We start from the raw sequence: 21,423 nt of genomic DNA, 5'->3' as shown, positions 1-21,423 counted from the left end.
GAACCTTAGTCTTCAGTAATGGCAAGGATCCTTAGCAGAGTCAAAGGGGGACATCCAAATCAAATTAAAAGACAAAAATGTCAAATACAAAGAAAATAGTATTTCAAATATTAATAGTTTTTACTTGTTTCGTAGTACTATATACTAGTTTCACCCTTTTAAAATCTAGGTATGATGAAAAGGAAATAGCGAAAACGGTTAAATATGAAGCCCAAAAAGATGTCATTAGAGATCTGGATTATCAATATGCTAAACTAAAATCAACAGCACGTTATTGGAGTACTTTATACGCTAAAATTACAACTATCCATAACAGAGATACAATAGAACATCCAAAATATACAGTAGCAGAATTACCCAGGAAACACCAGGAGATAGTGCAATTTTGGGATCGATACGAAGAAGATGTATATATCCAGCATTATGCAACAGATAAATCGTATCTCTCAGAAATACTTGCGATAGGGGATACGTTAAGGCAACTTTCTAGAGCATACACGATACAAAATAAAATATCAAACTATTTAGGATCTCTGAATATGGCCTATGCGGATATTTTAAATCACTTGCCGAAAACCGATAGTGTTTCTAGGTATTCATCCAGAAATGACCCAAGACTTTCAACCTATTTTTATTATCTGGATAAAATTGATCGTGCATATTATGAATTGTTATTCGAACATTATCCAACAGCATTGCATAGTCTAATTTATCGTACTCAGGAATTCGAAAAAGATGCTGTTCGCAGTTTGATATACCGACAAACACAAGGATTAAATAATTCATGGACTCACTTAAATACTCCAGAAACAAAAAAGTTTAGAAAACATATGAAAGCGTATCTGGATATCGAAACAGATTCTCTAAACACTTATATTGTTAAGAAAAATGGCGATAAGTTGTTATTGTTGGTAAAAACATTACAATTTACCGGAGAAGATGATATGGCATCAAAAAAAGCATATCTCAATGCGTTGACAGAAGGATTCCATCTCATTAAAGATCAGTATAACAAAGAAATATATGTGTATCTGGAATTCTTTAATCAAGAAACGTTTTATACCGATATTTGGATTAAAACACCAGATGAGCTTCATCTAGAAATAGACTACCGTGATGACACCCCAAAAATCTTATCAAAGTTTTATGAGGTAGACGCTTATCAATACTATATTAAGGGATCCTTTAATATATTAGAAGCTTGGTATCCTAATAGGACAGAACAAAAGTTTCTAGAGAAATAAATCAAAGTATATGCACCATTTACCGAATAATTTCAATAACAGGAAACTATTCTTCTATCAGGTTCACTCGCTGAGAAACGGCATCCAACTGCGATTACTTTTTTGAGTATTCTTTTCTTTCTATAATACAATAACTTGACACATAAGACTTAATTACACTGTTTCGTAAAAAGTGGGGAACCATTGTAAAGCATTCATAACCTAAACCATTATCCTTACCGTTTTGTAGAAACAAAAATGCATTTCATCTATACCCTAGGTTCATTGATAGAGTTATTCTGAAAAATTAATATCTTTCTAATATCTTCCTAACATGATATTTTAAAATTTTTAACGTATGGAATACGTAAGAGATACTCCTTTTTATCGGGAAGCTATACATATACTTAAATATCCTTTTGGGGATTTTTATCTTTTTGAAGAATTTGTGATAGGAGAGTTTAAAGAAGACTTAGTAGTAACTTGGGATGATCACGCAAAAGTATTAGTAGAAGACCTTACTAATTTATATGACCACAATGGTGTAAATGTAATATATCTTAGTAATCGAGTACACTCATATGCTGTAAAACCTAGTGACTGGATAAAGTTTTATAAGAGCGACTATAAGATGAGAGGTTACGGCATTGTAAGCTATACTCCCAGAGGCTTATTAAATTCGTTAATAGAGAAATTATTCATAAAAAGTAAATTCAGAAGTTTTGAATCAATAGAAGAAGCCGTCTACTGGGCAAAAAGTAGAATAGCTAATAAAGCTTCTTAATTAGGTTATGATTTTGGTACTCATTGATTATATTAAATTGATAATAAAACCCTGAGCATTTTTATCCTGAGCACTTGGAAATGCCGAAGGGTAAATCTACAGCAGTGCACATTTTTTTTTACTTACTCAACGTCTACACATTTAATAAGCAATATAGATATGTAATTCGTATCATAAAAATCCTGTCCGTTATTATAACAGACAGGATATAAGTTGCTAGGGTAGTAGTTTCAAAATGTAATGGTATAAGAAACTAATTATATTAGTTATCAGATACTACTCCTATATTTTCCAGAACAATTACATTAACTTCCCCTGATACAGAGAGATCATTTTGTGAATCATTATTTATTCCTTCTACTTCAAAGGAAAATGAAAACGTTAAGGTATTTGTGTCGTCGTTAAAGTTAAAATCGGCAATGCCAAAATTTAAAACTTCTATAGCATTATTTTTAAAAAGTGTTTTTTCATTTTTTTGTTTTAAAAGATTTATATGAATTAGTTGGCAAATAACTTGCTATCAGATCCTTTTATGAAATAAAAATCTGGGAAACGGAAAAAATGAACTTAAAAAGGAAAAAATAGAAGTGAATCGAATGCTATTTTTTCAGATAAAGAAAATTAGTAAGCATTATGGTTGCCGAGCCTCAGCCCTCGCTTTCCGTCGAACCCTGAGGCACTCGAAGGGTGGTGAACCGGGTTTCGGCTCCACGGATGCTGAGCCGCCGGGCTTCGAGAGCCTCAGCCCTCGGACGTGATCGAACCCTGAGGTGTCACACTGAGCTTGTAGAAGTGCACTCGAAGGGTGAATTGATATGGTAACAATTAGTTCATTTTTGATACATAGTAATATGGATACGTTAATATAATAGAAATGACGGGATATATGTACATATTAGAATGTAGTGACGGTAGTTACTATACAGGAAGCACAAAAGATTTAGATAAAAGATTAGAACAGCACCAAAATGGAGAAGGTGCAAATCATACAAAAAAACGATTGCCAATTAAGCTATTATACTATGAACAATATAACCGGATTGATATAGCATTCTATCGAGAGAAACAAGTACAAGGGTGGAGCAGAGCGAAAAAGGAAGCGTTAATGCGGGGAGAATTGGATACATTACCGGGATTATCCATTGCCTATCGTGATATTAGGTGACTGAGGCTCTCGAAGTCACCGGGCTTCGACTCCACGGATGCTGAGCTGTCACACTGAGCCTGTCGAAGTGCTGCCGGGCTTCGAGTCCGCGGATGCTGAGCCTGCCGAAGTACAGCCCTCGCTTTCCGTCGAACCTTGAGGTGTCAAACTGAGCTTGTCGAAGTGTAGTCGAAGGGAGATGAACCAGACAGGGCAACAATATATATTGTTGCCCTTGTAACTAGGTAAAAGGTTTTAAGAATATTTAAAAAAAATATAGTATTCTAGATATTAAATCCAGGATTGGTATTAAACGCATTGTTTTGAACACTTCTAGCACGATTCCTAGCCATGTTTCTTACGGCACTGGTAGTTCTGGTACCGTCTACAGCAAACCACCAGAGGTAGAGTACTTCATACATATTAGAACCTTGATATGACCAATTGGTATCACAAGAAGCTGCTCTGGGACAACCACTGCCGCCATTATGACTTTTTCCTCCATTATGTCTGGCTTCGTGTAACAGTGTCCCTGCTCGTGTAACGACATCGAATGAATAAAAATATGGAATGTATAATTCTACTCGACTACCATATGCCCAGCCAGCCCATTGTCCGGGATTAGAACCAGGTTTATAACATAATGCTTGTAACCTACCCGTATTATTGGCAGTGTATGGATATGCCCAGCGTAGTGCATTACCACTGTAGTCTCCAGTATTGGTTGCATAGTCTTCTGCAGAATAGGTGAGTAGGTATAAAGCTGCAAAAGTTCTAGCAAGTGGTAAGTCTAAGTTACAAGGGTCGTGAAACCCAAAACCACTGTCCCAATCTTTTTTTCGCATATTAAGAACACCCCACCAGTGATCTACGCGTGCTTGATTACATAAACCGGATGCGTATACAGAAGTTCCATCTGCAACATTATCGTGTGGAGGTACTGTACAGCTTTGTTGTGCGTTTAAAGTTATTGAGAATAGTAGCAAAAAAAATAGTGACATAAAAAATGTCGTGCTTTTATAAAAATGTATATTTTTCATGGTTATCTTACTTTTGGTGTTTCTTTAGATTCGTTTACTTTTAGGTCAAAGTTTTCTGGCATTTCTGGATGTTCTACTTTTCTGATATCTGTAGATGTTTCTGTGATATACCAGTATTCTTCTCTAGGTAATTTTTCATATAACTCTTTTTTCTTTTCTTCGATATTTCCGAAAGGAGATAATAAATAACTACGTACTGCCATCTGGCGTATGGATAAATCCTGATGATCGATTAGCTTAATTAGTGCGCTTTCTGCATCTTCATTTTTATTAATAGCTAGTATGCCAATTCCTTCAACCGCAGTTAGTCGTATGATAATCTCATCCATCTGCGTATTAATTTCTTCATTTTCTGGTTGTGTATCTCTGGGAATTCTTATAGTAGCAATTTCATAAAGGTATTTTAGAGAAGTATCAGAGTATAATTCTTTTAGCGCTTCTACTATCATTGTGCGATACAGATAATTTTCTGCTGGGACTTTCTTGTATATTTCGAATAGTGATTTATCGATATCACGCTGTTGCCTAAGCATGGAAAGAGAACGCTGATATTTTTTCTCTGCATCTTCTCCAAATCCCATAGATAGACTAATATGCTCTTTTATAAGATTTCCGTATGGGAGACCAGAAAAAATTTCTTCAATAGATATGACAGATGATTCATCGAATGTTAATACAGAAGAATTTTCCTGCGCTTTTTCTAAGTTATCCTGTGCTTCTGTTTCCGAAGCGGTCGGATTATCACGTTCGCAACTCGATATTACTAAAAGTAGTAAGAGTGATAATGATGTTAATTTAAAAATGTGTTTCATAATTTTAGAATGAATTAGTTAGAGAATTAGCGTAAAAAGAATACGAAAACAGTACTCTTTACTCTATGCGGTAAAAGTACTATGGCGTTCATCCTGTTTTAAGAGGTAATTAACTTTAAAACAAAACGTTAAAATCCCTATTTTTTTTAAGTTAAAAAGCGGTTTGTGTAAGGTGTAAAATCCCCTAATTATAGATTCGATTTCATACTTTATGAATACTGAATATATTAGAAATAGTACGTGTTAATATCTGATAATTTGGGATTTGACAGATGTATAGGCGTGAGGTAGGATTGATCTTAAACGGTAGTTTATAACAGTTCTATAAAAATAAAAAAGTCGAAGCGTATAGCTATAAGTACGCCTCGACTTGCTCGGATTTTCCCCAAAATCCTCGCTATTTAAACTCTCGCAATCGTATGAATATTGACTTCTTCTTGTTTGCCTTTTAATAATACACTGCCTAAAAACTGACAGGTTAAATTGGCATTGATCTTTAGATCCTGGATTAGTTTATCGGATATCAATAAAGGAACCTTATAAGCATTACATTGGCCCTGTATGCGGGCAGAGGTGTTGATAACATCTCCGTGATAAGCTATTTCTTTTTTTACAATACCTACTTCTGTTACCATCAATTTACCGCCGTGTAATCCCGCTTTGAATTCTGGTACTACTCCATATTTTTTTAGGTAATATTCCGCTTTACTTTGTTTTTTTTGCTGAAAAGCAAAGAATAGATTCACACAATTGTTATTCGCTAACCCTTTTTTGTAAGGCCAACTTAGTACTACTTCATCACCTACGTATTGATAGATTTCTGCATTGTGTTTAGGAACTACTTTATTAAGGTCATAAAAACAATCTTGTATTAATTGACTGTATTTAAAATGCCCTAATTTTTCTGCGATTGTTGTAGAATCTTTTAGATCAAGGAACATAAAAATTCGTTTCTCTTCTTGTGGGTTTTTATATTTTCCTAATAGCATGTTAACAAAAACACCTTTTCCGAATTTTTCATTAGCTATTTTGATAAAAGAAAATACAAAAGATGCGAATACAATATAAAGGATAACTGCCCAAAATGATTTATTGAAACTAAACCAATCGGTATGTACATTAGTATGTGGAGATGTAAGAGTTGTAAAAATATCAGTAATCAGGATAAATACAATGAACGTTACCAAAAAGTGAAGTAGTGTTCTGATAATAATGTTATTAGTAAGTGAGATTTTACTTTTGGTAATAGCATCAAAAACAAAATCTACAATAGCATATAGCGCTCCGATTAAAATTCCGATGTTGATTAATTTTACAAAATAATACAGTACTCCTAATGTCCCATTGTATTTTTTGATCACAGAAAGACCTTCTTCTGAGTCAATCCCATAATACCTAAATATAGAATATAACATCATGGCTATAGTCCAAAAAAATATAGACTGACTAACAAGCTGTGCGTATTTTTTTAATGTATAATTCATAATCGGTATAGTTTTACGTGATTACTTATAATCCTGATCAATAATGATCTCGTATTTTCCATACCTAAAACACATATGTAGAAGTAGACCCTACTTTTTTGTTATATGAAAGTAGAATAATAATGAAGTTGTTGATGTAAATTACTGTTTTTTAGATGTTTATAATATTGAAGCTTTTTTTTCTATGGTATGAATATTTATCTCTTTTTGTTTCCCTTTTAGCAATACACTGCCTAAAAAAGAAGAGGATAGATGTGTACTTATGTGTAGATCTTTTAGTAGTTTCTCAGAAATTAGGAGTTTCACCTTGTGTGTGTTACATTCTGCCTGGATACGAGCAGACGTATTAATCACATCTCCGTGATAAGCTATTTCCTTTTTGATCACACCCACTTCGGTAACCATTAGTTTACCACCGTGTAACCCTGCTTTAAACTCAGGAATAATACCATACTTTTCTTGATAGTAATCTGCCTTACTCTGTTTCCTTTGCTGAAAAGCAAAAAATAAGTCTACACAATTGTTATTTGCTAACCCTTTTTTATAAGGCCAGCTCAATACAGCTTCATCTCCTACATATTGATAGATTTCTGCATCGTGTTTAGGTACTACGCCATTTAGATCATAAAAACAATCTTGTATGAATTGACTGTATTTGAAGTGTCCTAAATTTTCAGCAATAGTAGTAGAATCTTTTAGATCAAGAAACATAAAAATACGTTTCTCCTCTTGTGGATTTTTATATTTACCTAGTAACATTTTTATAAAAACACCTTTCCCAAATTTTTCTGTAGCGATTTTGATAAATGAAAAAACAAAAGAAACCAAGACGATATATAGAATAGTAGCCCAGAATGATTTGTTTTCTTTCCACCAACCCCGATCTGTATCCAGATTGAGATCGTAGAGCTCAGAAAACAAATTCATAACAAAGGTAAAAATGAGAATAGTGGTAATAAAATAAAGTAAAGTTCTAATAATAAGATCCCACGCCAGTGATAGCTTGTTCGAGGTATATCTATCAAAAAGAAAGTCGATACTAGCATATACAAAGCCTAACATAGCACCAATACCAGTAAATCCCATTAGGGCACGTACTGTTCCTGTATTTCCACTATACTCAGGGATCACAGTAAAACCTTCTTCTTCATCAATCCCGTAATACCTAAATATAGAATACAACCCCATAACAATGAACCAAAAAAGGACGGATTGCCATAGTAGGCGGATATATTTTTTTAAGTTATATGCCATTTAAATTGATAATAATACGGGAAAGTACATTAAAATATTTTAACCAAGATTATGCATTGAAAAATCTATTGCATCTTTCAGCTGCTAGAACATTGAGTAAATTATAACATAGTTTCTGACTGTAACTGTATCTTGAGCCGAGCTTAATGATGTCAATCTCGAATCCCAAATAACGTGGTAAAAATACACAGTTGTGGAAAATATACACACTTCTGTTTTAGTGTTGTTTTCTTAAATTGCTGTTAGTCAGTTGTGTTTGTAAATGGTATCAAATTTGGTTATGCTGATTGGTACAAAAAAACACTATGGAAATATCAAGATCTTTGGAAATTACAGAAGCACCTGTAATTGAGAATACATTTAGCAGTCGTTTAAAAAATAATATTCTTAATGCATCGTCATTTTTTGTTTTATTAGGAACATTCATTTTATTGTTTGGTGCAGCTTCTTTATTCTATTTTTTACAACCCTATTTCGAAGAAATTCATTTAGAAAGAATGAATACTGTTTGGGGAATTAGTTTAATGGTAGCAGGGATCTCTTTGTTATTAATTAAGGTAAGTTTTTTAGTATACATTTTATTTCTATATCAACGTTACAAGGTGATCGATACAGTGTCAGATAAAGAATTACCCTTATGTACGGTAATTGTACCTGCTTATAATGAAGGAGAACTGGTATATAAAACATTATATAGTTTAGTAGAAAGTGATTATCCAATCGAAAAATTACAGATCATTTCTATAGATGATGGAAGTCAGGATGATACTTGGCAATGGATGAAAAAAGCTAAATCAGAATTAGGTAATCGAGTTTCAATCTACCAACAACCAGAAAACAAAGGAAAGAGACATGCATTATACAGAGGATTTAATCTCGGTATGGGTGATGTGTTTATTACTGTGGATAGTGACTCTATAGTAAAAAAAGATACATTACGTGTTATGGCTTCTCCTTTTGTAACGAATGATGAGTGCGGAGCAGTTGCTGGTAATGTGCGTGTTTTAAATAAAGATGAGGCATTGATTCCACGTATGCTTAATGTAAGCTTTGCTTTTAGTTTTGAATTTATTCGATCAGCACAAAGTGCTATAGGTTCTGTGTTGTGCACACCAGGAGCCTTATCCGCATACAGAAGAGAAGCTGTAATGAATTGTAGAGAAGCTTGGATCACACAAACTTTTATGGGACAGGTATCTAAAATAGGAGAAGACCGTGCTATGACCAATATGATTTTAAAACAGGGATATAAGATCTTATTTCAGCGAAAAGCGTATGTATATACTAATACTCCAGAACGATATAAAAATTTATATAAGATGTTTATTCGTTGGGAGCGAAGTAACATTCGTGAGAATATTGCGATGAGTAAATTTGCTTTCAGTGATTTTAGAGAAGGATATAAAAGTGGAACAAGAGTACTACTTTTAAATCAATGGTTAAAAATGACAATGGCATATCCTGCAGCATTATTAATGTTATTTTTTATCTGTACATATCCTGTATTATTCCTTAGCTCTACATTAGTTAGTATATTGGTATTCTCTAGCATACAGGCATTATTCTATGCTAAGAAGCATAGCGTGGCAGAATCACTTTGGGCATATCCATACAGCCTTTTTTATGCTTTTACATTGTTTTGGATCACTCCATATGCGATCGCTACCGCAGGCAGAAGCGGTTGGCTCACACGTGATCTGACTAAAAAAGAATTAGACAAACAACAAGAAGTAGTTTCAATACCTTCATAGTATCCCATATTATTTTAAAATTAGCCAACCTGTTTATTTCCGCGTCAGGGTTCTAAATGTTTAAACCCCAATAAACTTTTAGGCCCTGAGGAGATATACATTTATTAAAATAAACGATTAAAATAGCAACACCAAACTCAACTATATTTACATTTTTTTTTGCACTATCATTTATCAATGATAACCTACCTAAAACTCCTCCTTCCCCAAACAGGAGGGGTTTTGCTATTATTTACAAAAAGATAATTCCATACCATTTTGTTTACTCTTTTTATCAATATTCCTTTCGCTACGACAGCTGTTTTTATAAATTAATACTGATATAATATAGAATACCGTTCGGACACACACCCAACATTCTAGTTACAGGTCAAAAATAATATAGAAATTAGGTTTAATCTGTACGAATTAGTTCGATAATCTTTTTTCAGGGGATTCAATATCCTTGTTTTCAGGGGTAGTTATTAGTAATGCGATGTTTACTTTTACACTTCTTAAGGGATAATAAATTAGTAAATCGATTATGTGGATTACAAATAAAAATAGCATCAAATTCTTAATTATTTATATAGTAATATGCCATATAAACTTTAGCACTTTTGCGCAGAAGGATACAATATGGTATAACGAAAAATGGCAAGTAACCTCTAAAGAAGATGCTGCATTTTATCGTCCTCCGGTATTTAAAAAAGGTGATGTATATCTAATAAAAGATTACTATAAGAACGGCAAATTACAAATGGAAGGTACTTCTACCGAAAAAGACAAGAATTTTTGGATAGGTACTGTAAATTGGTATAAAGAAGATGGAAAAATTCTTCAATCTTTTACGTATAAAAATAATCGTTTACACGGCGATTTTATAACCTATTATAAGGATCAAAAGCTAATTGCCAAGTATAAAGATGGACGATTTTTTTCTGGTGCAACCAATTTTGAAAATACAAATTCGAAGAGGTATTCAGAAAAAAAAGATAGCATCATCAGAGAAGTTGTTTATGATAATGATCTTAAGGGTGTGCGGTATGAGGTTTTTAAAAAAATCACAAAGGATTATCCAAAAGAACTAGAAGTAAAGTATTATGGAAATAATGGAGCGTATTTGGGGACCTCTTCCATTGATCCGGAAACAGGAAAGTATCAAGGTGTTTTTGTCTATTACTATAAAAACCCTTTACGTGTAAAAAAGATAGTAGATCATAAATATAAAGGAGGAAGAATTAAAATAGGGTATTACCCTAATGGTGTCGTAAGAGAACGTTTTATAGATAAACCTGAACTAAAAATAGAATACTATAATCTAAAAGGTGAAAAGATAAGTACTGTAGGTGTTGGAAACCCCAATAAAAACTGGGATTTTAGAGATGGGAAACGAGTCCAATTCTATTCGGATTCTGAACCGGAAAAAATGCATTTAATAAGCTTTACCGAAGAGTTTGATGAAGATGGAAATGTTATATATGTAGAACATTTTCATGAGAACCAGCAAATAAAATCAAAAGTGTTTTATGAAAACAAATCTAAAAAAGAAGCAATAAGTTTCGATGAAAAGGGCAACCAAATTGCTAAAATCATTTTTAAAAATTATGCGCCTTTTCAGGGAACCTTATTAGAGAATTCAAGATCTAAAGTTTATGAACAAGGAAAATTGATAAAGGAAATTAATTTTTATCCAGACATAACCATGCCTTTTAGTGTCTTTGAAAATAAAAAAGCAATTTTTTATAATAAGAAAGGCGATGTGCTAGGCGAAATCACCTCTAAATTAGATGATTATTTAAGTGAAGAAGATGGTACAAAATATTTTATAGATCACAAAGGAAGAATTATTCGCACATCTACTTTTGCCGAGGGAATAAAAACCTATGAAAAAGAATATCGATATTTTGATAAGGAAGAGAATAAGACAAGTATCCAAGAGCGTTTCTATGAAGGATATGATAAAATAAGAGAAGTTTTTTATTATCACGATGAGCCAAAAAAGCGCTCAACACGTTTTTATAATAAAGGATACAATACTAGAGAAGAATTTTATGATAGAACGGGAAAAGAGATCGCTACATATGATTATGAACAAAAAAATGGTTCACTTTTTACTTATTTTTATGATACAGATATCATAGAATATTATCAAGAATTTAATAAAGGAAATCTTACAAAAAGTAAAAAATATCAGAAGAAGTATAATCGTAATACTAATGAATCCTATACTTACACACTTATAGAGGATCTGGATATTGATACTGGAGCAACTTTTTATGATAAAGAAGGAACGGTAATAGCTAAGCTATTGTTTAAGGATAAAAAACCGTATGAGGGAGTTGGCTATGATCATAAAAGTAGAACATATTACACATTTAAAGAAGGTAAAAAGAATGGTGCATATAAAAAAATGAGATATTCTCAGAAGGTTCTAGAAGAAGGTTTTTATATCAATGATTTAAAAGAAGGAGTCTTTATTACCTATGATTATAATGGAAATAAGTCTGTAGTTAAAAACTATAAAAATGACGTATTAGAAGGAGAGACAATTTATTATAACGCACAGGGTGATGTTATAAGTAGCCTTGTTTATAAGGAAGATCTTCCTTTTCAAGGAAAAGAAATATTGAGAGATGAGGAAATTTGGTATGAACAAGGACTAATCACAAAAAAGATAAAAACTACCGACAAAAAGAAGATAGTAACTACATATATTTCAGAAAACATTCAGGAAGTAACTGAATATGCTATTGGTACGAAAAATAAGAGATATAATTACACCGTAAAAAATTATAAGTTACACGGTATGGTGGTGCGATATGATGATAAAGGAAGTGTACTTCATCAGGCTACATTTGATAAAGGTATTCTAAAATCTGGCGAGGTTTTAATAAAAGAAAATTCTTATAGTTTAAGGGATTATACGAAGCTGTTAGTTACAATAAAAGACAATACCTTATCTCTAAAATGTTATAATAAAAATAATGAAATTATACTAGAGGTTACGGAAAAGGCTAATAGTTATGGAGAATATACGAGTATAAAGAAATTAGGCTTGAATCTAAACTATATTAGTCAAAACATATTGTTATAGTACCTTTTGGCCGTTTAGAGATATTGAAAAAGTTTATATTTTATGATCAGCTTTATTTCTGAAATTAGCCGAACGCTGCAGTATAGTTGATTTTTTATTCTAAGTAAAGGATATGAGAGGTCATATCCTTTTAAATATTTTAAAACATCTCTAATGGTATCAACCAGATTATAACAATCCTACAGAAGTAAGTCTTAATACATTAGAAAAAGCCAACATTACCCTTTTTAAAGTTGCTGAAGGGCGAACCAAGAAGAAACCTTAAGAACGTGAATTGGCATAAAGATACAACCCTGTACAAAATACCAGTTGATGATGGGTTTGCGGTTAATATTACTCATTTAAGAATCAATGGCGGTGAAGTGATCCTTAGTACAGGAGATATAAAACACTCAGAAATTATGGAAGAACCATTTAAATATGCTAATGATTATTATTCTGAAAGTGAACATAGCTCTAGTTGGATTTTTAAATTTGATGGTGAGAAATTAAGATTGGTAGAGCATATGATAGCAGGCTTATTTACTTATGTTGAAATTAAATTCCTTGCTTAAAATTGGTGATTTCCAATCGTGTCAAAAAAGGATTTTCTATAAGTGTTGCCGATCGGAAGTTCTTGGTTATGTACCCAGATTGAATCATTATCAATTTTATCAATATGTTTTATAGAGATGATATAAGATTTGTGTATCTGTATAAAACTAGATGTAGGCAAAGTTTCTTTAAAATATTTTAACGTGTTATATGTGATAATTTGTTGATCACACAAATGTATAGCAATATAGTTTTTAAGGCTTTCTACGTAGCTAATATCTTTTAAAAACACCTTCACAGACTTGTTTTTTCCATCCGTTTTGAAAAAGAAAAAATCATCCGTAGTTGTATTTTTGACTGAGTTTTTTGAGGTATTACTAAGTTTTATTTTTGATACAGCTGCATAAAAACGCTCAAATTCAATAGGTTTTAGAAGATAATCTATCGCAGCAACTTCATAACTATCTAAAGCAAATTGAGGATAAGCAGTAGTGAAAATGATTCTGGTCTTTTTGTCAATAATTTTAGATAATTGTATTCCTGTTATTTCCGGCATTTGTATATCTAAAAAAACCAAATCTATAGGTTCATTTTCTAAATATTTTAGTCCCTCCAAAGGATTAGTAAACGTATTTTTTAAATCTAAAAAGGAAACCTTAGTAATGTATTTTTCGAGCAACCTAATAGCAGCTGGTTCATCATCTATAATTACACAAGTAAATTTATCCTTCATTTTTAGAGTATTATAAACTTAGAGTGTAAGTTTTAAAAATGCTTCAAACTGATCACTATCTTTTTGATGTTCCAAGATAAAATTATCTTTGTAAATAACCTCAAGTCTTTGCTTAATATTTTCTGTTCCAATACCCGGTTCTGTGTATTTAACCGAAGTATTAATATGATTTTTGGTTCTTAATTCTAATGTATTCTCATTAATTAGTAATGATATACTAGCCGGACGATTCTTATCATTTATAATACCGTGTTTACAGAGATTTTCCACAAAGTGTATTAAGATAAGTGATGCTACTTTTTGGGAATGTACAAAGCCATCGATATGTAATGACACGTGAAAATTATCTTCATATCTGCGCTTAAAGAAATATAGGTAATCTTCAATAAATGTTATTTCCTTATTTAAGAAAGCGAAGTCTTCATTAGTTTCGTAGGTAACGTATCTCAATAGTTTAGATAATTTCATAATGTCACTAGCAGTTTCCGGTTTGTCATCATACAGTTCTTCATAAAAATTATTTAGTGTATTGAATAGAAAATGAGGACTTATCTGTGATTTTAATACGGAGAGTTTAGCTTTTTCCTGTTCAATTTGTAAATTATGTATCTCTTCTTTATTTTCATTATATCTAAAAAATAAACATATAACTGCACTTACTAAACAAACTCTTAGTGTGTAATAAAAAGAATCAAACAAATATGTATTTATGAATTGTGATACAGGAATATTCATAACATAATTATGCATTCCTATGATATTGTATAAGATAATTTCTTCTAGTAGAAACCGTATTCCTGCGAATAAAAAAATCATAATAATAAAGGAAAAGAAATATTGCTTGTATTTTTTCTTAAATAAAAATAGCGGCACACTGTATATGTAATTTACAGCGTATACAATTAATAATGAAATTGTAAATGTTGTTTTAAATAAAAACAAGTTAAGGCTTGAAGAAAAAATATCTTTATCAAAAATTATATAATCACCCAGAACATCTAGTATCAGTATAGTTATTATAATTAGTACGTTGTAAAGAAATTCCTTTTTTGTATTCATATATCAAAAGTACTTTTTAATAGATACTGTTTTAGTTAATTAATACGAATAATTCTTTTTATCGGACGAACTACCATTTTGGTACAACAAATACGAATGTTTTATAATAATCAGTATTGGCATAGTCATAATAGGTGTTTGTGTAAAATTTATAAAATTCTTGTGATAGGATTATAACATTGTATAGAATTTAATAAATCAAATATATAATGAAATATAGTCTATTATTACTCGCCAGTATCAGTGTTGGTTTTTTAACAACAAAAACAACAGCGCAAGAAGTATCAAAGGAAAATGAAGCAATCTTGAAAGCATATGCAAGCTATTATCCAAAACAGAAAACAAAAGTATTAGTGGTCGGTACTTTTCATTTTTCATATCCAGGTTTGGATTATACCAAAACAAATGAAGATGATAAAATTGATGTGCTAAAAGAGCCTAAAAAATCTGAGGTTGAAGAATTAGTCGCTTATATAAAACGCTTCAAACCTACCAAAGTAACCATAGAGGCAAAAGAAGATTGGGGAGCGGATAAAAAATATGAAGAATATAGAGAAGGAAAACATAGAGATGATAGAAATGAAAGTTATCAACTAGGAATGCGTATAGCAAATGACCTGAAACATGATAAAATCTACTCTATAGATGCTACTACCTTTAGTTCAGATTTAGAAAAGAAGTATCCCGAAATGATGAAGGAACTTACAGAAGGATATGATTTTAAGTCAGATGATCCTTATACTCAGATGGTACAGAAGTCATTTGATGAGTCTACTCAATTTCCTTCAAAAGTGAATATTCTAGATTATATTAAATATATGAATACAATAGAAGGGCATAAAAATAATTATGGCGCTTATTTAATAGGTGATTTTAAATTGGAAGATAATAGAGGTGCTGATTTTTTATCAATATGGTGGTATAATCGAAATCTACGGATGTTTAGAAAAATTCAGCAAATAGATCAAAATAAGGAAGATAGAATACTGGTAATTGTAGGTAACGGACACGCATCTGTGCTCAGACATCTTTTTGAATACTCACCAGAGTATGATTTTATAGAGTTTAGCAGTTTATGAGGTGACTTAGAAAAATACCAGATTAATAATAAACAAAAATATCGAACGCACAGCGCTCGATATTTTTGTTTATTAAAGTAAATTTAATATACGTGATATAATTAATACTAAAACTGATCATTATTTCACAGTAACTGCACTCTTTTTTAACTTAATAATACGTAGTTTATCTAACAGTAGCATGATAAAATATGTAGGATCAATTTCGTGCCATCTCACACCACCAAAATTAGCTCTACCACTATGTTTATGATGATTATTATGATAGCCTTCGCCCATCATCAAGAAATCAATTGGTAATAGGTTTTTAGAAGTGTTATCGACTTTAAAATTAGTGTATCCTATGATGTGTCCAAACCAATTAATAATGACTCCGTGTATAGGTGCCATAAAGAAAGCTACTGGTAAAAACATCCAATGCCACCAAACCGAAGCAAAAAAATAAAAGAATATAATATATCCTAAACCCCAAGCAATTCTAGAAAAATTGGAGCTAGCAAAACTATCAAAAGATTTCCATTGAGGAGTGTTTTTAGTAAACTTGGTATCAAGCGAAATTCTTTCATTATTAATATCCTGATATATATTTTTGGTACGCCACATCATACTAAACATATTATTATCATATTTAGGAGAATGTGGGTCTTTTTCTGTATCTACAAAAGCGTGGTGCATGCGGTGCATCACACCATAACCATAAGCACTTAGGTAATTAGATCCCTGACACACCCAAGTAAGAAAAAAACATACTTTTTCAGTAAAATTAGACATAGTGAATGTCTGATGTGCTGCATACCTGTGTAAAAAGAAACTTTGAAAAAATAAACCTGTATACCATAATACAAGCATAAAAATTAGAATAGCCATTTTTAATATGATGTTGAGTTTGTAATTATTTTAAATAGTAAACATCTTAACTAAAAATCCAATGCTGACTACTTTAGATACCTAGAAAAGAATACTACAAAAGTAAGGATATAAACTAGATGGATATCGTTATATTAAAGTTATATTTTCTATAATACTATCTATATATAAAGATTAAGGGAAATAACTTTTGATCAAGATAGATTCCAATCATAATCTTCTTAGATTTGATAAACAATGTTAACAATTAATACACAATGATTCAATCCTATAAACAACGTCCGAAGTTAGAAGAAAGGTATGATACGATTATTATAGGATCTGGAATGGGAAGCCTTACTGTAGGAGCTATTTTGGCTAAAGAAGGGCAGAAAGTACTTATCTTAGAAAGTCATTATACAGCTGGTGGTTTTACACATGTATTTAAGCGTAAAGGATATGAATGGGATGTTGGGATTCATTATATAGGTGGTGTACAACAAGAGAATAGTCCTATACGAAAACTGTTTGATTATGTATCTGATAGTAAGTTAAAATGGGCTGATATGGGAGAAGTATACGATCGTATCATTATAGGCGATAAATCATATGATTTTGTAAAAGGTGTTGAGAATTTTAGAAACCAAATGGTCAGCTATTTCCCTGGAGAGGAAAAAGCAATTGATGGTTATATAAGCTTGGTTTTTAAGGCTAATAAAGTAATGGGATCTTTTTATAAAGAAAAAGCATTACCTGATTTTGTACGTTTTATAATCGGTGGGTTTTTAAAAAGACCCTATTTAAAATATGCAGATCAAACTACCTATCAGGTACTTAGCAAGCTTACCAAAAATGAAGAATTGATTAAAGTATTATCGGCACAATATGGTGATTATGGTTTACCGCCAAAACAAAGTAGTTTTGCGATGCACGCCTCTGTCGCTAGACATTATTTTGGAGGAGGTAACTTTCCCATTGGCGGGTCTTCCAGAATTGTGGATACCATAGATCCTGTTATAGCAGCTTCCGGAGGTACAATATTAATAAATGCAACTGTAGATGAAGTGATTATAGAGAATGATAAAGCGAAAGGAGTTAGAATGATTGATGGAAAAAAATTTTATGCTAATATGATCATTAGTGGAGCAGGAGTCTTTAATACGTTCGATAGGTTAATTCCTAAAGCTATAGGTGTTAAACATAAATTACACGAAAAGTTACAGAAAGTGACACCATCAGTTTCTCACGCTTGCCTATATATGGGGTTTAAGAGTTCTCCAGAAGAACTAAGATTGCCTAAAACAAATTTTTGGATCTATCCGAAAGAAGGAGATCACGATAGTTGTGTAGATCGATACTTAAAGGATGAAGAATCTCCGTTTCCTGTGGTATATGTTTCCTTCCCGTCAGCCAAAGATCCTGATTGGTCTAATAGATATCCTGATCGAAGTACAATCGATATCATTACGCTTGTGCCTTATGAAACGGTTTCAGAATGGAAAGATACACGTTGGATGAAGCGTGGAGAATCTTATGAAGCTTGGAAAGAAAAGATTGCCCAACGTCTGATGAAAGAACTTTTTAAACAAATTCCTCATTTGGAGGGACAGGTGGATCATTATGAACTTTCTACACCACTGAGTACGCAGCATTTTGTGAATTATGAAAGGGGAGAGATTTATGGGATCGACCACACTCCAGACCGTTTTCGTCAAAAATTTTTACAACCTAGAACTCCGATTAAAGGTTTGTACCTAACGGGGCAAGACATTGTTACAGCTGGTGTTGGAGGAGCACTATTTGCAGGGGTTGTAACTGCATCAGCTGCTACACGAAAAAACTTCAAGAATAAGATTTTTGGATAGTTTGTTAGGAAAAAACTGTACGTTATTAAACTAGAAGAATTGCGTATATTTAGAATTAACAATTAAAACTTCGGATATGGCAGCAACGAATAATACAAGAAAAGAATATACGAATGGAGAACTCACCATTGTATGGAAACCAGAAAAGTGTGTTCATGCTGGAGTTTGTGTAAAGACACTCCCAAAAGTGTATGACCCTAAGAGAAAACCTTGGATTCAAGCAGAAAATGCTTCAACAGAAGCATTAAAAAGTCAAATAGAAACTTGTCCTTCTGGTGCATTGAGTTATTTTAAGAATACTTGAGATATATTTTAAGATTTAGTATGGAGTATATAAAAAATGCCTGAAAATTATTTTCAGGCATTTTTATTTTTTTAAAGCTCCCAAGAATGATAGCAGTCACAAATGTATTCGATCATACCGGGATCACAAGGCGGAGCAAACGGACAAGGTGTAGTAATACCATTTCCCATAATCTCTTTTTGTTGATTCTTGTTTAATACTTTAGCACTGTTTAAGTTTAAAATGTATTTTAACATAATTAAGGTTTTAAGAGTTAAAATTTATTATAAGTATTTACCTGTATAACAACAAAACTATACGCTTAATTGTTTGAATTTTCCCTAAGTATTATAAAGTTTTATTAAAGTTATTGTGCTGCTTAAAAATACCCCAATGCTTTTTTTACTGCTTCTTTATATTTTCTGCCTACAGGAACCTTATTTCCTTTTAATTCTATTTCTATTGGAGAAAAAGCATCGATATGGTCTACTGATATTAGAAATGATCTATGAACTCTAAGGAATTTATCAATTGGAAGTATACTTTCTATTGAAGATATGGGTCTATGGGCAATGATTTCTTTTGTATTAGTCTTAACTTTGATATAACTTTTTAAGCTTTCTATGTAGAGAATATCTTTAAGATATATCTTTTGCATCTTTTTTAATACCTTAAGATATATATAAGGTTTATCTTCTAAGCTATTATTTTGTATTTCAGTACGTGTTTCTTGTATAGGTTTTGATTGACGATATACTTTGTTAACAGACTTCAAAAATCTAGAAAACTCTATCGGTTTTAGGAGGTAATCAATGGCATCCAGATTGTATGCATCTATAGCATGATCTTTGTATGCAGTAGTAAAAATAACGGTGGGAGCAGGAGATAAATCTTTAAGAAACTCTATTCCTGTAATCTCAGGCATTTGTATATCTAAAAAAATAAGGTCTATATCTTCTTTATGCAACACATTAAAAGCTTCGTGAGCACTGCTACATTTAGCAATTAATTCCAGATCATCAATACGTGAAATAAAATTTTCTATTATATCTCTTGCTAGTGGTTCGTCGTCTACGACAAGACATCTTATTTTTTGGTCATGCATTTTGTGTCAAATAAGATTTAATGTTAATACTATTTTGTAATATGATACTGTTTCATTTTGTATCAGCTCATATTTATCTTTATACAGTAATTCTAAGCGTTTTTGTACATTAACTAAACCAACTCCTGTTTCGTCACCTTTATTTTTAGTGGAGTTTATTTTTTTAGTATTGTAAACCGTCATTGTCAGTACATCCTTATCACTTATAACACTTATTTCTATAGTGGATACTTTATCATTACTAATCCCGTGTTTAAAGGCATTTTCTACAAAAGGCATAAGGATAAATGGTGCTATTTTACTATCCTTATTCATACTTGTTGTAAAATGAATAGTATTCGTACTATTAAGTCTTAGCTTCTCCAGATCAATATAATTTCTTAGATATTCTATTTCTTTTGACAATGGTACCTTGGGCACATTAGCTTCATATAACATATATCTCATCAATCCTGATAACCTAATTAGCGCATCTTCTGCGTCATCAGATTTTTTAATAATTAAAGAATATAAATTATTTAACGTATTGAACAAAAAATGTGGATGTATTTGATTTCGAAGCTGAGTTAATTCTGATTTAAACTGTTCTCTTTCTAGAGTTAAAGTTCTTTTTTGCTCTTTGTTGTAAAATTTTATGAATACAAAGATGATAGGAATAATAGCTGCGCGATTAATGTCAAACAAATTTCCCATAATTTCGGATAATGTAAACATATCATAAACTTTCCATTCTGGAAAAAAATGTGCCCTGCTTACATCCCAGATAGGTCTTTGGACAAAAACGGTCACTAGTACTAACCAAATCGAGTAGCTTATACCAAATATGAAGATATTTTTTTTGAAATAAAACTTAGGAATTAATATATACAAGGTTACATACACAAGTAACATTCTTGCAGGTAATAATAAACATTGGACAATAATAGCAATGGAGTAATTATCATCAAAACTTCCCCAAATAAACCCTAAAAAAAGATTGAACCCCAACCAATAAAGAACATGTCTGCTAATTCTATAGGGAAGCTTATTGTTACTTAAAAAATCCGTCATTATAGATGTTATGGTGGAAAAATAAGAATAAAATTTTAAAACGGTTGCTATTTCATTAGGTCTAATAACAGACTGCAACTATCTGTACACAAACAACCATTTATCGTTTATGAACATCGTTATATCATTAAAATATAAGTAGAAACTGAAATAACATAAATAACCTGTTTTTTGTTACTCTACGCTGTTGTTTGTTCAATCAATTTTCAGACGCTGTTCATTTTTGATAATATGTACTCTAATTCAAACAATTAGTACAAAATGTCTATGATCTTACTTAAAGAAAAATTGCTTCTTTATA

19 protein-coding genes are annotated in these 21,423 nt (G+C 31.7%); 9 read left to right on the top strand and 10 right to left on the bottom strand.

Going from position 1 to position 21,423, the window contains the following annotated elements:
* Positions 1-77 precede the first annotated feature (77 nt).
* The 3 genes from Q0921_RS03805 (at position 78) to Q0921_RS03795 (ending at position 3,172) form a co-directional block, all read left to right on the top strand.
* Entirely contained in the window at positions 78-1,244 is a 1,167-nt protein-coding gene (locus Q0921_RS03805) for a hypothetical protein (protein ID WP_299253513.1), read from the top strand.
* 337 nt (positions 1,245-1,581) lie between these two features.
* A complete protein-coding gene (locus Q0921_RS03800) occupies positions 1,582-2,007 on the top strand; it encodes a hypothetical protein (RefSeq protein ID WP_299253510.1) in 426 nt (141 codons plus the stop codon).
* Positions 2,008-2,881: 874 nt separating this feature from the next.
* Entirely contained in the window at positions 2,882-3,172 is a 291-nt protein-coding gene (locus tag Q0921_RS03795) for a GIY-YIG nuclease family protein (protein WP_299253507.1), read from the top strand.
* 263 nt (positions 3,173-3,435) lie between these two features.
* On the opposite strand, the gene Q0921_RS03790 is transcribed toward Q0921_RS03795, so the two are convergent.
* The 4 genes from Q0921_RS03790 to Q0921_RS03775 form a co-directional block, all read right to left on the bottom strand.
* Positions 3,436-4,152 (bottom strand): hypothetical protein, encoded by a 717-nt coding sequence (locus Q0921_RS03790; protein WP_299253505.1) that lies wholly within the window; start codon positions 4,150-4,152, stop codon positions 3,436-3,438.
* A 41-nt stretch (positions 4,153-4,193) separates the two neighbouring features.
* The gene (locus Q0921_RS03785; protein WP_299253502.1) at positions 4,194-5,003 is read right to left on the bottom strand and encodes a hypothetical protein; all 810 of its coding nucleotides are present in this window, start codon (positions 5,001-5,003) and stop codon (positions 4,194-4,196) included.
* A 401-nt stretch (positions 5,004-5,404) separates the two neighbouring features.
* A complete protein-coding gene (locus tag Q0921_RS03780) occupies positions 5,405-6,487 on the bottom strand; it encodes an adenylate/guanylate cyclase domain-containing protein (protein WP_299253499.1) in 1,083 nt (360 codons plus the stop codon).
* Between the two features lie 159 nt (positions 6,488-6,646).
* The gene (locus tag Q0921_RS03775) at positions 6,647-7,741 is read right to left on the bottom strand and encodes an adenylate/guanylate cyclase domain-containing protein (RefSeq protein WP_299253496.1); all 1,095 of its coding nucleotides are present in this window, start codon (positions 7,739-7,741) and stop codon (positions 6,647-6,649) included.
* A 305-nt stretch (positions 7,742-8,046) separates the two neighbouring features.
* Between Q0921_RS03775 and Q0921_RS03770 the strand changes: the two genes are divergently transcribed.
* From Q0921_RS03770 to Q0921_RS03760, 3 genes are all read left to right on the top strand, one after another.
* Positions 8,047-9,492, top strand: coding sequence for a glycosyltransferase family 2 protein (locus Q0921_RS03770; protein ID WP_299253493.1), 1,446 nt, complete (start codon positions 8,047-8,049; stop codon positions 9,490-9,492).
* A 523-nt stretch (positions 9,493-10,015) separates the two neighbouring features.
* Positions 10,016-12,568: a hypothetical protein gene (locus Q0921_RS03765; protein WP_299253490.1), complete on the top strand. Its 2,553-nt coding sequence runs from the start codon at positions 10,016-10,018 to the stop codon at positions 12,566-12,568.
* Between the two features lie 269 nt (positions 12,569-12,837).
* A complete protein-coding gene (locus Q0921_RS03760) occupies positions 12,838-13,122 on the top strand; it encodes a hypothetical protein (RefSeq protein ID WP_299253487.1) in 285 nt (94 codons plus the stop codon).
* Here the strand turns inward: Q0921_RS03760 and Q0921_RS03755 are convergent.
* Positions 13,119-13,835, bottom strand: a complete 717-nt coding sequence (locus Q0921_RS03755) for a LytTR family DNA-binding domain-containing protein (protein WP_299253484.1) — start codon at positions 13,833-13,835, stop codon at positions 13,119-13,121. The two genes, Q0921_RS03760 and Q0921_RS03755, sit on opposite strands and share 4 nt — an antisense overlap.
* An 18-nt stretch (positions 13,836-13,853) precedes the next feature.
* Positions 13,854-14,651, bottom strand: coding sequence for a sensor histidine kinase (locus Q0921_RS03750; protein ID WP_299253481.1), 798 nt, complete (start codon positions 14,649-14,651; stop codon positions 13,854-13,856).
* A gap of 452 nt (positions 14,652-15,103) precedes the next feature.
* Here Q0921_RS03750 and Q0921_RS03745 point away from each other — a divergent pair, with 452 nt between their 5' ends.
* Positions 15,104-15,973: a DUF5694 domain-containing protein gene (locus Q0921_RS03745; protein WP_299253478.1), complete on the top strand. Its 870-nt coding sequence runs from the start codon at positions 15,104-15,106 to the stop codon at positions 15,971-15,973.
* Positions 15,974-16,093: 120 nt separating this feature from the next.
* Here Q0921_RS03745 and Q0921_RS03740 read toward each other — a convergent pair whose 3' ends face one another.
* Positions 16,094-16,840: an acyl-CoA desaturase gene (locus tag Q0921_RS03740; RefSeq protein WP_299253475.1), complete on the bottom strand. Its 747-nt coding sequence runs from the start codon at positions 16,838-16,840 to the stop codon at positions 16,094-16,096.
* A 257-nt stretch (positions 16,841-17,097) separates the two neighbouring features.
* Here Q0921_RS03740 and Q0921_RS03735 point away from each other — a divergent pair, with 257 nt between their 5' ends.
* Both Q0921_RS03735 and Q0921_RS03730 read left to right on the top strand, forming a co-directional pair.
* Positions 17,098-18,684, top strand: a complete 1,587-nt coding sequence (locus Q0921_RS03735; protein ID WP_299253472.1) for an NAD(P)/FAD-dependent oxidoreductase — start codon at positions 17,098-17,100, stop codon at positions 18,682-18,684.
* A 76-nt stretch (positions 18,685-18,760) separates the two neighbouring features.
* Positions 18,761-18,988, top strand: coding sequence for a (4Fe-4S)-binding protein (locus tag Q0921_RS03730; RefSeq protein WP_299253469.1), 228 nt, complete (start codon positions 18,761-18,763; stop codon positions 18,986-18,988).
* Between the two features lie 71 nt (positions 18,989-19,059).
* On the opposite strand, the gene Q0921_RS03725 is transcribed toward Q0921_RS03730, so the two are convergent.
* The 3 genes from Q0921_RS03725 to Q0921_RS03715 all read right to left on the bottom strand — a co-directional run bounded on the left by Q0921_RS03725 (position 19,060) and on the right by Q0921_RS03715 (position 21,122).
* On the bottom strand, positions 19,060-19,224 hold the full coding sequence (locus Q0921_RS03725; protein ID WP_299253466.1) for a hypothetical protein: 165 nt from the start codon (positions 19,222-19,224) through the stop codon (positions 19,060-19,062).
* 122 nt (positions 19,225-19,346) lie between these two features.
* Positions 19,347-20,072, bottom strand: coding sequence for a response regulator (locus tag Q0921_RS03720; protein ID WP_299253463.1), 726 nt, complete (start codon positions 20,070-20,072; stop codon positions 19,347-19,349).
* Positions 20,073-20,078: 6 nt separating this feature from the next.
* Complete coding sequence (locus Q0921_RS03715; RefSeq protein WP_299253461.1) at positions 20,079-21,122, bottom strand: sensor histidine kinase; 1,044 nt, start codon at positions 21,120-21,122, stop codon at positions 20,079-20,081.
* Positions 21,123-21,423 lie beyond the last annotated feature (301 nt).

Source organism: uncultured Aquimarina sp., assembly GCF_947496855.1.
Lineage (GTDB): Bacteria > Bacteroidota > Bacteroidia > Flavobacteriales > Flavobacteriaceae > Aquimarina.
Note: the sequence above shows the minus strand (reverse complement) of the source record. Positions and strands in the feature narration are given on the sequence as shown.

What these genes read in the sequence shown, in the direction of transcription:
- Q0921_RS03805 (WP_299253513.1), top strand. Translation starts at nt 78, where the DNA reads ATGTCAAATACAAAGAAAATAGTATTTCAAATATTAATAGTTTTTACT.
- Q0921_RS03800 (WP_299253510.1), top strand. Translation starts at nt 1,582, where the DNA reads ATGGAATACGTAAGAGATACTCCTTTTTATCGGGAAGCTATACATATA.
- Q0921_RS03795 (WP_299253507.1), top strand. Translation starts at nt 2,882, where the DNA reads ATGACGGGATATATGTACATATTAGAATGTAGTGACGGTAGTTACTAT.
- Q0921_RS03790 (WP_299253505.1), bottom strand. Translation starts at nt 4,152, where the DNA reads ATGTCACTATTTTTTTTGCTACTATTCTCAATAACTTTAAACGCACAA.
- Q0921_RS03785 (WP_299253502.1), bottom strand. Translation starts at nt 5,003, where the DNA reads ATGAAACACATTTTTAAATTAACATCATTATCACTCTTACTACTTTTA.
- Q0921_RS03780 (WP_299253499.1), bottom strand. Translation starts at nt 6,487, where the DNA reads ATGAATTATACATTAAAAAAATACGCACAGCTTGTTAGTCAGTCTATA.
- Q0921_RS03775 (WP_299253496.1), bottom strand. Translation starts at nt 7,741, where the DNA reads ATGGCATATAACTTAAAAAAATATATCCGCCTACTATGGCAATCCGTC.
- Q0921_RS03770 (WP_299253493.1), top strand. Translation starts at nt 8,047, where the DNA reads ATGGAAATATCAAGATCTTTGGAAATTACAGAAGCACCTGTAATTGAG.
- Q0921_RS03765 (WP_299253490.1), top strand. Translation starts at nt 10,016, where the DNA reads ATGTGGATTACAAATAAAAATAGCATCAAATTCTTAATTATTTATATA.
- Q0921_RS03755 (WP_299253484.1), bottom strand. Translation starts at nt 13,835, where the DNA reads ATGAAGGATAAATTTACTTGTGTAATTATAGATGATGAACCAGCTGCT.
- Q0921_RS03750 (WP_299253481.1), bottom strand. Translation starts at nt 14,651, where the DNA reads ATGATTTTTTTATTCGCAGGAATACGGTTTCTACTAGAAGAAATTATC.
- Q0921_RS03745 (WP_299253478.1), top strand. Translation starts at nt 15,104, where the DNA reads ATGAAATATAGTCTATTATTACTCGCCAGTATCAGTGTTGGTTTTTTA.
- Q0921_RS03740 (WP_299253475.1), bottom strand. Translation starts at nt 16,840, where the DNA reads ATGGCTATTCTAATTTTTATGCTTGTATTATGGTATACAGGTTTATTT.
- Q0921_RS03735 (WP_299253472.1), top strand. Translation starts at nt 17,098, where the DNA reads ATGATTCAATCCTATAAACAACGTCCGAAGTTAGAAGAAAGGTATGAT.
- Q0921_RS03730 (WP_299253469.1), top strand. Translation starts at nt 18,761, where the DNA reads ATGGCAGCAACGAATAATACAAGAAAAGAATATACGAATGGAGAACTC.
- Q0921_RS03725 (WP_299253466.1), bottom strand. Translation starts at nt 19,224, where the DNA reads ATGTTAAAATACATTTTAAACTTAAACAGTGCTAAAGTATTAAACAAG.
- Q0921_RS03720 (WP_299253463.1), bottom strand. Translation starts at nt 20,072, where the DNA reads ATGCATGACCAAAAAATAAGATGTCTTGTCGTAGACGACGAACCACTA.
- Q0921_RS03715 (WP_299253461.1), bottom strand. Translation starts at nt 21,122, where the DNA reads ATGACGGATTTTTTAAGTAACAATAAGCTTCCCTATAGAATTAGCAGA.